General features: G+C 73.1%; 10 protein-coding genes and 1 pseudogene. 6 read left to right on the plus strand and 5 right to left on the minus strand.

All coding sequences use genetic code 11. The annotated features are described in order from the left end of the window. Window positions 1–85: 85 nt before the first annotated feature. From AB0L45_RS02475 to AB0L45_RS02490, 4 genes are all read left to right on the plus strand, one after another. Window positions 86–1,417, plus strand: a complete 1,332-nt coding sequence (locus AB0L45_RS02475) for an ABC transporter substrate-binding protein (protein ID WP_365835241.1) — start codon at window positions 86–88, stop codon at window positions 1,415–1,417. 3 nt (window positions 1,418–1,420) lie between these two features. After that, on the plus strand, window positions 1,421–2,653 hold the full coding sequence (locus tag AB0L45_RS02480; protein ID WP_365835243.1) for a sugar ABC transporter permease: 1,233 nt from the start codon (window positions 1,421–1,423) through the stop codon (window positions 2,651–2,653). A gap of 9 nt (window positions 2,654–2,662) precedes the next feature. Continuing rightward, window positions 2,663–3,505, plus strand: coding sequence for a carbohydrate ABC transporter permease (locus AB0L45_RS02485; protein WP_365835245.1), 843 nt, complete (start codon window positions 2,663–2,665; stop codon window positions 3,503–3,505). A 154-nt stretch (window positions 3,506–3,659) separates the two neighbouring features. Further along, on the plus strand, window positions 3,660–5,114 hold the full coding sequence (locus AB0L45_RS02490) for a GH1 family beta-glucosidase (RefSeq protein WP_365835247.1): 1,455 nt from the start codon (window positions 3,660–3,662) through the stop codon (window positions 5,112–5,114). 158 nt (window positions 5,115–5,272) lie between these two features. Here AB0L45_RS02490 and AB0L45_RS02495 read toward each other — a convergent pair. From AB0L45_RS02495 to AB0L45_RS02505, 3 genes and pseudogenes are all read right to left on the minus strand, one after another. After that, window positions 5,273–6,151: pseudogene (locus tag AB0L45_RS02495) on the minus strand (chitinase); the annotation flags it as partial. Window positions 6,152–6,536: 385 nt separating this feature from the next. Further along, a complete protein-coding gene (locus AB0L45_RS02500; protein WP_365835249.1) occupies window positions 6,537–7,982 on the minus strand; it encodes a HAMP domain-containing sensor histidine kinase in 1,446 nt (481 codons plus the stop codon). Between the two features lie 55 nt (window positions 7,983–8,037). Next, entirely contained in the window at window positions 8,038–8,730 is a 693-nt protein-coding gene (locus tag AB0L45_RS02505) for a response regulator transcription factor (protein ID WP_365835251.1), read from the minus strand. Window positions 8,731–8,941: 211 nt separating this feature from the next. On the opposite strand from AB0L45_RS02505, the gene AB0L45_RS02510 reads away from it, so the two are divergent. After that, on the plus strand, window positions 8,942–9,529 hold the full coding sequence (locus AB0L45_RS02510) for a hypothetical protein (RefSeq protein ID WP_365835253.1): 588 nt from the start codon (window positions 8,942–8,944) through the stop codon (window positions 9,527–9,529). Window positions 9,530–9,568: 39 nt separating this feature from the next. On the opposite strand, the gene AB0L45_RS02515 is transcribed toward AB0L45_RS02510, so the two are convergent. Together AB0L45_RS02515 and AB0L45_RS02520 are read right to left on the minus strand one after the other, a co-directional pair. Next, complete coding sequence (locus AB0L45_RS02515; RefSeq protein WP_365835255.1) at window positions 9,569–10,435, minus strand: fused MFS/spermidine synthase; 867 nt, start codon at window positions 10,433–10,435, stop codon at window positions 9,569–9,571. 80 nt (window positions 10,436–10,515) lie between these two features. Further along, entirely contained in the window at window positions 10,516–11,061 is a 546-nt protein-coding gene (locus tag AB0L45_RS02520) for a hypothetical protein (RefSeq protein ID WP_365835257.1), read from the minus strand. 257 nt (window positions 11,062–11,318) lie between these two features. Between AB0L45_RS02520 and AB0L45_RS02525 the strand changes: the two genes are divergently transcribed. After that, a complete protein-coding gene (locus tag AB0L45_RS02525; RefSeq protein WP_365835259.1) occupies window positions 11,319–13,046 on the plus strand; it encodes a hypothetical protein in 1,728 nt (575 codons plus the stop codon). Window positions 13,047–13,070 lie beyond the last annotated feature (24 nt).

Below are 13,070 nucleotides of genomic sequence, written 5' to 3' on the forward strand. Positions count from 1 at the left end.
CCTCATAACGTCTGGGAGCGCTCCCACAGTACTGGACCCCCCACATCCCGCACGCACGGTCTGCAGGGCACCAGGAGGAGACGCAATGCGAACGACGATCCGCGGCACCCGTCGGCGGGCGGTGGCCCTCACGGCCGCCGTGCTCGGGGCCGCACTGCTCGGCGGCTGCGCCGAGGACAGCGACGCCCCCGGCGCGACGGGCTCGTCGGGGGCCGCCGCCGGGAAGAAGACCACCCTGACGGTCGGTGTCTTCGGTGTCTTCGGCTACCAGCAGGCCGGGCTCTACGACGCGTACATGAAACTGCACCCGGACATCACCATCAAAGAGACCTCGATCGAGCGGAACGAGAACTACTACCCGCAGCTGCTCACCCATCTGAGCACGGGCAGCGGGCTCACCGACATCCAGGCGGTCGAGGTCAACAACATCGCCGAGGTCACCGCCACCCAGGCCGGCAAGCTCGTCGACCTCTCGAAGGCGCCGGGCGTGCGCAAGGACGACTTCATTCCCTGGAAGTGGGCGCAGGCGACGAACGCGAGCGGCAAGACCGTGGGGCTGGGTACGGACATCGGGCCGATGGCGATCTGCTACCGCAAGGACCTCTTCGCCAAGGCCGGACTGCCCACCGACCGGAACGCGGTGGCCAAGCTCTGGGCAGGCGACTGGGGCAAGTATCTCGACGTCGGCGAGCGCTACATGAGCAAGGCCCCGGCCGGCACCGCCTTCGTGGACTCCGCCTCCGGCGTCTACAACGCGGTGATCTCCAGCAGCGCGGAGCGCTACTACGACCGGAACGGCAAGCTGGTCTACAAGGACAGCCCGTCCGTACGGAAGGCGTGGGACGCGGCGATGCGGGCGGCGACGGGCAAACTGACCGCACGCCTGCAGCAGTTCCAGAAATCCTGGGACCAGGCGTACGCCAACGGGCGCTTCGCGACGGTCTCCTGCCCGCCGTGGATGCTCGGTTACATCAAGGAGAAGTCCGGGGACGCGGGCCGCGACAAGTGGGACGTGGCCGCCGCGCCCAAGCCCGGGAACTGGGGCGGGTCCTTCCTGGCCGTACCGGAGGCGAGCCGGCACAGGAGCGAGGCGGTGAAACTGGCGGCCTGGCTGACCGCGCCCGAGCAGCAGGCCAAGCTCTTCACGAAGCAGGCCAGCTTCCCGAGCGCCCGGACGGCGTACGGGCTGCCCGCGGTGGCGGAGGCCAAGCATCCGTACTTCGGGGACGCGCCGATCGGCAAGATCTTCGCCGCGGCGGCCGAAGGCATCCCCCACCAGGTGCTCGGCCCGAAGGACCTCACCGTCAACCAGAACATCACCGATGTCGGGGTGCTCCAGGTCGACCAGCAGGGCAAGACGCCCGAGCAGGGCTGGCGGGCGGCGGTCGAATCGATCGACAACGCGCTGGACCAGTGAGCCGTGGACGGCCGAACCCCTCGCCCCGCGACCCCGGCCGCGGCCGGGACACCGCCACCGCCACCGGAATCGGAATCGGCATCGGCTCCGGAATCGGCATCGGAGCCGGAGCCGGAGCCGGGGCCGGAGCCTGCGTCGGAGCCGGGACCTGCGTCGGAGCCGGGTCCAGGCCCGAACCCGGACCCGGCCCGGAAGAACGCAGCCGGACCCCCCTCGCCCGGGCGGACCGTCACCGCCACCGCCTCCGGCACCGCCTCCGCCTCCGGCCGTGCCGGTGGCTCCGGTCGCGGCAGCAGCGCCGACAGTCCCGCCGCCGTCCGCGCCCGGGAGCGCCGCAGCCGGCGCTACCGCCGGGACCTGCGCTGGAGCCCGTACGTCTCCATCGCCCCCTTCTTCCTCTTCTTCGCCGCCTTCGGGCTCTTCCCGCTGCTCTATACGGGCTGGGCCGCGCTGCACCGGGTGGAGCTGACCGCGCCCACCGACATGGAGTGGGCCGGGCTGCGCAACTTCACCCGGCTGCTCGGCGACGACTTCTTCTGGAACGCCCTCGGGAACACGTTCGTCATCGGCGTCCTGTCGACCGTCCCGCAGCTGCTGATGGCGCTCGGACTCGCGCACCTGCTCAACTACCGGCTGCGCGGGTCGATGTTCTTCCGGGTGGCGGTGCTCACGCCGTACGCCACCTCGGTGGCGGCCGCGACGCTGGTGTTCGTGCTGCTCTTCGGGCGCGACTACGGGATGGTCAACTGGCTGCTGAGCACGGTCGGTGTGGACGGCATCGACTGGGAGAACGGCTCCTGGAGCTCCAAGCTGGCGGTCTCCACGATCGTCATCTGGCGGTGGACGGGCTACAACGCGCTGATCTACCTCGCCGCCATGCAGGCCATACCGCACGACCTGTACGAGTCGGCGGCGCTCGACGGGGCCTCCCGGTGGCAGCAGTTCCGGTACGTCACCGTTCCGTCGCTGCGGCCGACGATCCTGTTCACCTGCGTCGTCTCGACGATCGGTGCCACGCAGCTGTTCGGCGAGCCGCTGCTGTTCAGCGGGAGCGCCGGAGCCACGGGAGGCGCCGATCATCAGTACCAGACGCTGGGCCTTTATCTGTACGAGCAGGGATGGGTGAACCTCCATCTCGGCCGGGCCTCGGCCATCGCCTGGACCATGTTCCTGATCCTGCTGGTGATCGCCGCGGTCAACGCGCTGATCGCCCGCCGGCTGCGCACGAGCCCGTGAGGGGGAGCCATGACAGCCCGACGCGCCGGCCGGCAGCTGCACGGCGGGAAGGTGACCTATGCGGTGCTGATCCTCTTCACCGCGGGGTCGCTCTTCCCGCTGCTGTGGACCGCCGTCGCCGCCTCCCGCAACAACACCCGGCTCGCGCAGACGCCGCCGCCGTTCTGGTTCGGCGGGAACCTGCTGAAGAATCTCGGTACGGCCTGGTCCGACGCCAACATGGGCGCGGCGCTGCTGAACACCACGGTGGTGGCCACGACGATCGCGGCGGGGACGGTGGTCTTCTCGACCGTCGCCGGGTTCGCGTTCGCCAAGCTGCGCTTCCGGGCGAAGAAGCTGCTGCTGTTGCTGGTGATCGGCACGATGATGGTGCCGCCGCAGCTCAGTGTCGTACCGCTGTTCATGACCGTCGCCGAGCTGGAGTGGACCGATCAGCTGCAGGCCGTCATCCTGCCCACGCTCGTCAGTGCCTTCGGGGTCTTCTTCATGCGGCAGTACCTGCTCCAGGCGCTGCCCACCGAGCTGATCGAGGCGGCGCGGACGGACGGGGCGAACAGCTGGCGCGTGGTGTGGCACGTCGTCTTCCCGGCCGCCCGGCCCGCGATGGCGGTGCTCGGCCTGCTCACCTTCGTCCAGGCGTGGAACGACTTCTTCTGGCCGATCATCGCGCTGACGCAGAACGGCAATCCGACCGTGCAGGTCGCGCTGACCGGTCTCGGCCGCGGCTACATCCCCGACCAGTCCGTGATCATGGCGGGCGCGCTGCTGGGCACGCTGCCGCTGCTCGTCGCGTTCGTCCTGTTCGGCAAGCAGATCGTCGGGGGGATCATGCAGGGCGCGGTCAAGGGCTGACCGGTGGGCCGCCGCGCCACTCCCCCGGGCCCGTACGTGCTTGCGTACGGGCCGGACCTCCCCCGCGCACCACTCGTACCACCTGCACCACTCGCGCCACGCGCCCCGCACGGCCCGCGCCGTGCGCCGCGTCCTCGTGAACGGGAGTACCGCCATGTCCTGCCCCCTTCGTTTTCCGCCCGGCTTCGTCTGGGGTGCGGCCACCGCCGCCTATCAGGTCGAGGGCGCCGCCCGGGAGGGCGGCCGCACCCCGTCGATCTGGGACACCTTCAGCCACACCCCCGGCAAGGTCGCCGGAGGCGACACCGGTGATGTCGCCGTCGACCACTTCCACCGGCGCCACGAGGACGTGGAGCTGATGGCCGCCCTCGGGCTCGGTGCCTACCGCTTCTCCGTCTCCTGGCCGCGGGTGCAGCCCACCGGCCGCGGCCCCGCCGTACAGCGCGGCCTCGACTTCTACCGGCGGCTCGTCGACGACCTGCTCGCCCACGGCATCCGGCCGGTGCTCACGCTCTACCACTGGGACCTGCCGCAGGAGCTGGAGGCCGACATCCACGGCGGCTCCGCCTCCGGAGGCGGCTGGCCGCACCGGGACACCGCGCAGCGCTTCGCCGATTACGCGGCGATCGTCGCGGACGCCCTCGGTGACCGTGTCGAGTGGTGGACCACCCTCAACGAGCCGTGGTGCAGCGCGTTCCTCGGATACGGGTCGGGGGTGCACGCCCCGGGCCGCACCGATCCGGAGGCCGCCCTGCGCGCCGCGCACCACCTCAACCTCGCCCACGGGCTCGCCGCCCAGGCGCTGCGCGCCGCGCTGCCCGCCCGCGGCCAGATCATGATCAGCCTCAATCCGGCCGCCGTGCGGGCCCGCTCCGACGCGCCCGCCGACCTGGACGCTCAGCGGCGGATCGACGCGCTGGCGACGCGTATCTTCACCGGGCCCCTGCTGCGCGGCGCGTACCCCGCGGACCTCCTCGCGGACACCGCGCGTATCACCGACTGGACCTTCGTCCGCGATGGCGACCTCGCCGTCATCAAGCACCCCCTCGACGCGCTGGGCATCAATTACTACACACCCACATTGGTATCAGGCGGCACTGACAACGCCCCGCTGCCGCGGCATGACGGACACGGCGCTGGCGCCCGTTCACCCTGGCCAGGGGCCGATCGGGTGGCTTTCCACCAACCGCCGGGCGAGCGCACGGCGATGGGCTGGTCGGTGGATCCGACCGGCCTGTACGACCTCCTCATGCGCTTCCGCCGGGAGGCCCCCGGCCTGCCCCTGTACGTCACCGAGAACGGCGCGGCCTACGACGACCTGCCCGACGCCGAGGGCGCGGTGCACGACCCGGAGCGCATCGCCTACGTCCACGCCCACCTCGCCGCCGCGCACCGCGCGGTCTCCGACGGCGCCGACCTGCGCGGCTACTTCCTGTGGTCGCTGATGGACAACTTCGAATGGGCGTACGGCTACAGCAAGCGGTTCGGCTCGGTGTACGTGGACTTCACGACGCAGGACCGTACGCCCAAGTCGAGCGCCCACTGGTACGCGGACGTGGCGCGCGCCAACGCACTGCCGGCCCTGAGCGCCGGTGTGACCGCCTCGTGAGAGTGGCGGGACACAGCGGTGGGGGGTGGCCGCTGTGTCCCGCCGGTGGGGGTGGTGGTTCGGTGGTGGTTCGGTGGTGCCGGTCGGGTCGGGTCCGCGGTGCGGGCCGGATCGGGTCCGCGGTACCAGTCGGGCCTGGTCCGCGGTGCCGGCAGGATCTAGTAGGCGCCGAGCGTCTTCGTGAAGTCGAGCGGCTGCTGCGCGATCGAACTGCACGTCGGCTGCGCGGAGTTCTGCGGTCCGCCCGGGCACGGCTTGTCGCGCGTCGAGGACCACATGGACAGCCAGGCGAGGTGCTTGGACTGCGCGAAGGTGACCAGTTCCTTGGCGTCCTCGACCGTGAAGATCTCCTTCTGCACGTCGTTGACGCCGATCATCGGGGTCACGGCGACGGCCTTCCAGGCGGCCGCGTCACCGAGGCCGAGCGTCTTCTTGAGCTGCCCCTGGGTGGCGGTGGCGGCCTGGATGGCGTACTTGCCCATGTCACCGTCGTAGGAAGCGCCGTAGTCCATCGCCATGATGTTGACGGCGGAGATCTTCACGCCGTTCTTCTTGGCGTCGGCGACCAGGTTCACGCCGTCCTGCGTCAGGCCCTCGGGCATGACCGGCAGCGTGAAGGAGACGTCCAGGCCGGGGTGCTTCTTCTGGAGCTGCGCGACGGCCTGCGCCCGCCGGGTGTTGGCGGCGGTGTCCGGCAGCGCGCCGCCCTCGATGTCGAAGTCGACCTTCTTGAGCGCGAACTGGTCGATGACCTTGCCGTACGCGGCGGCCAGCTCGCCCGCCGACTTGCAGGCCAGGCCCAGCTCGGAGCCGTTGGCGCCGCCGAAGGAGACCCGTACGTCGCCGCCGGCCTTGCGCAGGGCCGGGATCTGCTTGGCCACCGCGTCGTCGCCCAGCCCGCCCGAGCCGCCCCACTTCGGTTCGCAGCCGCCGCCGGAGGTGACGAAGGCGAGGTTGAAGGTCTTCACCCCGGTCTTCCGCACGGTGTCGGCCATGTCGTACGGGGGGTACAGGGAGGTGTCGATGTACGGGGAGAAGGCGCCGCCGACCTTGGTCGCCGGAACGGCTGCCGGCGCCTTGGTGGCCAGGGCCGAGCCGGCGACGGCGAAGGCGCCGCCCGCGGCCAGCGCGGCCGCCGCTGCCGTACCGATCAGCTTGGCCTTGCGGCTCTTGCGGCGGCGGTGTGCCGAGGAACTCATGTCGTGCCTGCCTGTTCGTCAAGGGGGGACGGTGGTGCGGTGGTGCGTTCCGCACGCTAGCGATCAGGAAACGGACAAAAGGCGGTTTCGGTACGGCACTTGGAAGGCTTATGGCGCTCTTAAGGGACGGAAAGGGACTGGTTAAGCGGAGGGGGCGACCGGGCTTCCGTGCGTCCTGGTGGCGGCCGTGACGTCCCGGCCCTGACGCCTCTGTCGGTACCGCTCACTCCCCGCCGGAACCGGACTGCGGGCGCCTCGCCGCCCGTCGCCCCCGCGAGCGGCCCAGGCGGCGCCCCAGACGACGGCGCAGGCGGTGCCCCGTGTGCCGTCGGCGTGCCGCGCGCGCCCGCCGCACGCCGTTCAGCGCCAGCCACACCCGTACCTCCGTGCCGCCCAGTACGGACCGGCCGATGCGGACGTCCCCGCCGGTCGTCTCCGCGAGCCGCCGCACGATGTCCAGGCCGAGCCCCGTGGATCCGTCCCCGCCGTCCCCGTGGCCGCGGCGCAGGGCCGCGTCCGGGTCGTCGATGCCGGGGCCGGCGTCCGACACCAGCACGATCACCGCGTCCTCCGCGTTGTGCACGTCCACCGCGAAGGCGGTGCCCTCGGGGGTGTGCCGGAAGACGTTGCCGAGCATCGCGTCCAGCGCGGCGGCCAGATCGGGGCGCGCGACGGGGACGCGTACGGGCCGGTCCGCGCCCGCGACGCGCACCGTGCGCCCCTCGTCCTCCGCGAGCGCCGACCAGAAGTCCATCCGTTCCCGGATCACCTCGGCCGCGTCGCAGCCGATCGCGGCGGCCACCTGCTGGGCGTGCGCCTTCTGCTGCCGCGCGGTACGGATGATCTGGTCGACCTCGCGCTCCAACTGGGCGACCGCCTCGCGGGTCTGGTCGGCCGCGGGGCCCTCGCCGAGCGAGGCGGCGTTCAGGCGCAGCACGGTGAGCGGGGTGCGCAGGCGGTGCGAGAGGTCGGCGGCCAGCTCGCGTTCGTTGGCCAGGAGCTGGACGACCTGGTCGGCCATCGCGTTGAAGGCGGCGGCGGCCGCGCGCAGTTCGCGGGGGCCGTCCTCGCGTACCCGTACGCCCAGCTTGCCCCTGCCCAGGTCGTGGGCGGCGCCGGCCAGGCGCTCGGCGGGCCGCACCATACGGGTGCCGAGGCGGTCGGCCACGGCGACCGAGCCGACGATCAGCGCCAGGCCGACGCCCGCCAGCAGCGCCCACGAGGTGGTGACGCCGTTGGTCAGCGCGGCATCCGGTACGTACACCTCGACCACCGCGATGCCGGAGGCCACGGCGGTGGGCTGGAGCAGCACCGAACCGCCGGGCACCGGCGCGATGGAGGCGCGGCCGAGACCGACCGCGGCGTCGACGTCCTCGGGCCGGGCCCGCCGGGAACCGATCTCGGCGGGCTCGCCGCCCTTCTCGCCCGCCGGCACATGGACGCCGATGTGTTTTCCGGGCCCGCTCTCGGCGCTGGCGACGGCGCGCTCCAGCTGCGCGTGGTCGGTGGTGATGGCGAGGACGGGGCCGATGGTGGCCGCCTGCCGCTCGGCGTTGGAGAAGGCGCGGTCCTTGGCCATCTCCTTGACGACGAGCCCGAGCGGTACCGCGAAGGCCACCACGACCATCGCGGTGACGGCCAGGCACACCTTGACCAGGGCCCATCTCACGGCGCGTGCTCCGGCGCTGGCGCCTGCGAGCGCGCGCTCGGCACGGCGGCGCGCGTCACAGGGGTGGCTCCAGTTTCACGCCCACGCCGCGCAGGGTGTGCAGGTACCGCGGCTGTGCGGCCGTCTCGCCCAGTTTGCGGCGCAGCCAGGAGAGGTGGACGTCGATGGTCTGGTCGTCGCCGTACGACTGCTGCCAGACCTCGGCGAGGAGTTCCTTGCGGGGCACGACGACCCCCGGGCGGCCGGCCAGGAAGGCGAGCAGGTCGAACTCGCGGCGGGTCAGGTCGAGCGGCGTACCGTCCAGTTCGGCCTGGCGGCGCAGCGGGTCGATGCTGAGGCCGCCGACCTGGAGCACCCGGGACGGCGGCTCGCCGCCCGCGGCGGCGCCCCGGGAGCGGCGCAGTACGGCGGCCATCCGGGCGGAGAGGTGCTCCACCGAGAACGGCTTGGTCAGGTAATCGTCGGCGCCGTCGTTGAGGAGCCGGACGATCTCCGCCTCGTCGTCCCGCGCGGTGGCGATGATCACGGGGACGTCGGTGATCCCGCGCAGCATCTTCAGGGCCTCCGCCCCGTCCAGATCGGGCAGGCCGAGATCCAGGATGACGACGTCGAAGCCGACGTGAGCCACCTCGCGCAGCGCCTCCAGGGCCGTACCGACGCTGCGTACCGTGTGGCACGCCTCGGTCAGATGCCGGATGAGGGCCGAGCGCACGAACGGGTCGTCCTCAACCACGAGCACACTTGCCATGGGCCGCACCGTACGCCATTCGAGTGGTTTTCTTTATCTGAGGTTGACGTCGCGGAGCGTGCCATCAGCCCGCTTTTCGGCGGGTGTTGCGCGGTGTACCCGACCCGTCCCGGAATCTCCCTCCGTACCGTCTTCGTGCCGTCTTCGTCCCGGCCACTCCGGGCTCTCCGGCCCGCTGCCCCGGTTGCCCACGTGGTGCAATATGAACCGGATGCACAGAGGACTGGTTCACACGGCGGCCTGGACGCTGGCGACGGGTGCCGCCGTCACGCTGTCGTGGTTCGGCGTGCACACCGTGCTGGCCGGCACGGCGTACGACCCGCCGCGCGCGCTCCCGCTGTCCGACAACGCGCCGTCGCCGCACGACGGAGCGGACGGCGGAGTCTCGCCCCGCGCCTCCTCCACGCACCGGCCCAAGCCGACCGCACCGGCCTCCCCCCGCCCCGGTCAGTCCGCGAAACCGGGCGACCGCTCCAAGGAGGTCGGCGGCGCCGCGTCCGGCGGTGGCGGAAAAGGCACAGGCAACGGCCCGCAGCCACCGCCCGGGGACGGCGGCCGGTCCGCCACAGGCAGCTCGGTGAAAAGTTTCTCCACCGCGGGCGGGCGGGTGGTCATCGATCTGGGCACCCACTCGGCCCAGCTGGTCTCGGCCACCCCGGACGCGGGCTGGCAGATGCAGGTGTGGCAGCAGGACCAGTGGCTCCGGGTCGACTTCCGGGGCGGCACGGGACACGCGTCGGTCATCTGCGCCTGGAACGGCCACCCGCCGACGGTCGAGACGGACAACCACGCGACGTGACGCGCGCCTTGCCCGTCGGCATTCCGGGCCGGCCGCCGCTCAGGTGAAGACGGCGGGCGGCGGGGACGGCGAGTCCACCGCGGTCGCGTCCGTCACGGGCTGCGCTCCCCCGGTGAAGTCCAGCAGCGCGCGCCCGTGTTCGACGCGCCCCTGCTGCGGGTCGGTCGCGGCCCGCCGGGTCAGCTCGGCGACCGGGAGCGGCCCGGCGGCGGCGAGCAGGACGGCGTTGCCGAAGCGCTTGCCCCGAAGGACGGCCGGATCGGCGGTCAGGCACAGCTCGGGGAAGACCGTACGGACCGTGGCGACCTGCGCCCGTACGAAGGCCAGCGGCGGGCCGTCCGCGAGGTTCGCCGCGTACCAGCCGCCCGGCCGCAGCGCCCGCGCGACCTCCCCCGCGAACTCGGCGCTGGTCAGGTGCGCCGGGGTGCGGGCACCGCGGAACACGTCCGCGATCACGAGATCCGCCCAGCCGTCCGGGATCTTGGCGAGCCCGGCGCGCGCGTCCGCGTTGCGCACCCTGATCCGCCAGCCGCTGTCCAGAGGCAGCTCACGGCGGACCAGTTGCACCAGTGGCGCGTCGATCTCCACGGCCTGCTGGGTGGAGCGCGGACGGGTGGCCGCCACATAGCGCGCCATCGTCAGCGCTCCGCCACCCAGGTGCACCACCTGGAGGGGCTTACCGGGCGGCGCGGCGAGGTCGACGATGTGTCCGAGGCGGCGCTGGTACGCGAAGTCCAGGTACGCCGGGTCGTCGAGGTCCACGTGGGACTGCGGGGCACCGTCGAGGAGCAGGGTCCAGCCGCGCGGCCGGTCCCGGTCGGGACGCAGTTCGGCGACGCCGCCGTCCACGGTTTCCACCACGGCCTCGGGCCCCGTACGGGACCGGCCTCGCCTGCTCTTCGCCATGGCTCCAGTATGGCGCGTCGCCGCTGGTCAGAGTGGGCGGCGGGGTGGGGAGGAGGCGAGGGGCCCCGAGGGCGGCCGGCTCACCGGCAGCGGTCGACGGCCTCGATCGTGCGGGCCGCCTCACCGAGGGCCTCGCGCAGGACGACGGGGTCGGTGGCGGTGCCGCACGCGCCGTCCGGGGACACCAGCCAGTCGGTGCCCGTGACGGGCGGTTCCACGGGAGCGCTGTCGGCGTCCCGCGCGCCCCCGCCGGGCGCCTCGCGCTCGTACGTCTGCGTGCAGGCGCTGCCCGGCAGGTCCCAGCCGTCGGCCGTGCCCGGCGGCACCAGGAAGCCGAGGGTGTCGCACGCGTCGTCGTGCAGGACCGGGCCGACGCCGGCCCGCAGCCGCAGGATGTCCACCGCCTCCAGGCCCTGACGGGCCGGCACCGTCACCAGGTCGCAGGGCCGGGGCGCCTCGGGAAGCAGGGCGTGCTCCACGGAGGGCCAGCGGCGGTCGGCGGCCGGCGAAACGTGCCCGCCCGGACGGCCGTTAGCGTGCGGCGCTCGTACGGCGCGCACGGCACCGCCGTGCGCCGTCCCACCGGCGCCCGCCTCCCCGCTGACGGCGGTCCTGACGTTGGCCATGCCGGTCTCCCGCACGGAAACCCCTCCTCTGCACACGCCGGTCCCTTTACCTGCTGTTCAACGTCCGGACACGTCAACGGCTACGGCGGCAGAGCGCCGCAAAGGATGGCAGTTCATGGCGGATGGTGCGTGAGATATCCGTTTTGTAGCCAAACCCTGCGTGTCGAGCCAGTCACAGCTAGTACCGTCGTCCCGCCGCACCGCCAGGCCGCGGCATCGCCACGGAGCCGGCCCGAAGCCGGCACGGAGGATCTGCCATGGCGTCGCCCACCGCGGGATCAGCGTCGTCCCCCCATGTCCCCGCCCAGCCCAACCACGCCTTCCGGCAGTTGCGCGGCCGCCTGTCGCCGGGCGAGTTCGCGGCGTCGGTGCGCCGCGCCGCGCGCGAGATCGGGGAGCAGGTGGCGTGCGACGCCCGTTACGTGGGCCGCGTCGAGGCCGGCGAGATCCGGTGCCCGAACTACGCCTACGAACGGGTCTTCCGCCACATGTTCCCCGGCCTCACGCTCGCGGACATGGGGTTCGCGCCCCGGGAGACGGTGCGCGGGCGGCGGGCCCGTACGGCGGACGGAGGCGGCGGTACGGGGGCGGGGCGCGCCCCCTGGACGCTGCCCGGCACGCCGGCGAGCCCCGGGGGACTCGCCGGCTCATGGGCAGGCCCAGAAACGTTTACCGGGCCACAGGCGGATACCGGGCTGCTTCCCGGGCCACGGACAGATTCCGGGCCTCCCGGACCACGGACAGGCGCCGGTCCGGCGGCCGGGCGCCCGATGGGGCCCGCGACCGGGCCAGGGCATCGCGATACGGACATCCAGACCGGCAAGGAGAGCGACGTGCTGCGTCGCGCGTTCATCACGGGCGGCCCGGCCGCCGCGCTGGGGCTCACCGCCCTGCCACCGTTCGTCCCGGAGGCCGCGGCCGGGCCCGGCGTGCCGGACGCGGTGCCCCGCGTACCGGGTCCTGTCCCTGGGGGCGGTCCCGGGCGGGCCGGCGCGTCCGAGGCGGCGGCCGTGGAGGAGGCGGTACGCCGTATCCGGCTGCTGGACGACCGGCACGGCGGCGAGGGGCTCTACCGGCGCGCGGCGAAGCCGCTGCGGACCGCGTACGAGTTGCTGGACGCCGGAGTGCACCGCGGCTCCGTCAGCGACCGCCTGCACGCGGGAGCCGGGGAACTGGCCATCTCCGTCGGCTGGCTGGCCCACGACTCGGGCCGCTTCGGGGACGCCCGGTCGCACTACGGCGAAGCGCTGGCCACCGCCCGTGTCGCCGGGGATGCCGCCCTGGAGGCGCACGCGTTCTGCAACACCGCCTTCCTGGCGCGGGACGCGAACCGCCCCCGGGAGGCCGTGCGGGCCGCGCAGGCCGCCCAACAGGCTGCGAAGAAGCTGGGATCGGCGCGCCTGCTGTCCCTGTTGGCGCTGCGCGAGGCGGGCGGCTGGGCGGGGCTGGGCGACCGCAGGAGCTGCGAGCAGGCGCTGCTGCGGGCGCAGCGGCTCTTCGCCCAGGGGCCGTCCGACGGTGACCCGGAGTGGATGTCCTTCTACGGGGAGGCCGAGCTGGCGGGCTTGGAGGCGCAGTGCTGGTCCGCACTGGGCGAGCAGGGGCGCGCGGCGACGCACGCGCGCCGGGCGGTGGCGCTCCAGAACCCGCACTTCACCCGGAACATCGCCCTGTTCACCGCGGAACTAGCGGGCGATCTCGCGCTCAGCCGAGCGCCCGAGGAGGCCGCGTCGGCCGGGACGCGGGCGCTGATCCTCCTGGAGGACGTCCGGTCGGCCCGTATCCGCACGATGCTGGACGCGACGGCGCGGGCCCTGCGGCCGTACCGCGACGGCGCGGGGAGGACGGGCGACGAGGTCGGCGCCTTCCTGGACCGGCACGCCGCCACCCGGCCGCCCGTGCGGACCACGGCCGGCAAGGGCAGGCGGCGGACGGCGTACGGCACGGCGCGGCCGGGGAGGCAGACGGGCGCGTCTGCGGGGTGAGGGGGTGTCCGGGCTCCGGGCGGG

It is taken from the genome of Streptomyces sp. NPDC052496, assembly GCF_040679095.1.
Taxonomy (GTDB): domain Bacteria; phylum Actinomycetota; class Actinomycetes; order Streptomycetales; family Streptomycetaceae; genus Streptomyces.

Bases quoted from the DNA above. Each gene is read 5' to 3' on its own strand.
- AB0L45_RS02475 (WP_365835241.1), top strand. From the start codon at position 86: ATGCGAACGACGATCCGCGGCACCCGTCGGCGGGCGGTGGCCCTCACG.
- AB0L45_RS02485 (WP_365835245.1), top strand. From the start codon at position 2,663: ATGACAGCCCGACGCGCCGGCCGGCAGCTGCACGGCGGGAAGGTGACC.
- AB0L45_RS02490 (WP_365835247.1), top strand. From the start codon at position 3,660: ATGTCCTGCCCCCTTCGTTTTCCGCCCGGCTTCGTCTGGGGTGCGGCC.
- AB0L45_RS02505 (WP_365835251.1), bottom strand. From the start codon at position 8,730: ATGGCAAGTGTGCTCGTGGTTGAGGACGACCCGTTCGTGCGCTCGGCC.
- AB0L45_RS02510 (WP_365835253.1), top strand. From the start codon at position 8,942: ATGCACAGAGGACTGGTTCACACGGCGGCCTGGACGCTGGCGACGGGT.
- AB0L45_RS02515 (WP_365835255.1), bottom strand. From the start codon at position 10,435: ATGGCGAAGAGCAGGCGAGGCCGGTCCCGTACGGGGCCCGAGGCCGTG.
- AB0L45_RS02520 (WP_365835257.1), bottom strand. From the start codon at position 11,061: ATGGCCAACGTCAGGACCGCCGTCAGCGGGGAGGCGGGCGCCGGTGGG.
- AB0L45_RS02525 (WP_365835259.1), top strand. From the start codon at position 11,319: ATGGCGTCGCCCACCGCGGGATCAGCGTCGTCCCCCCATGTCCCCGCC.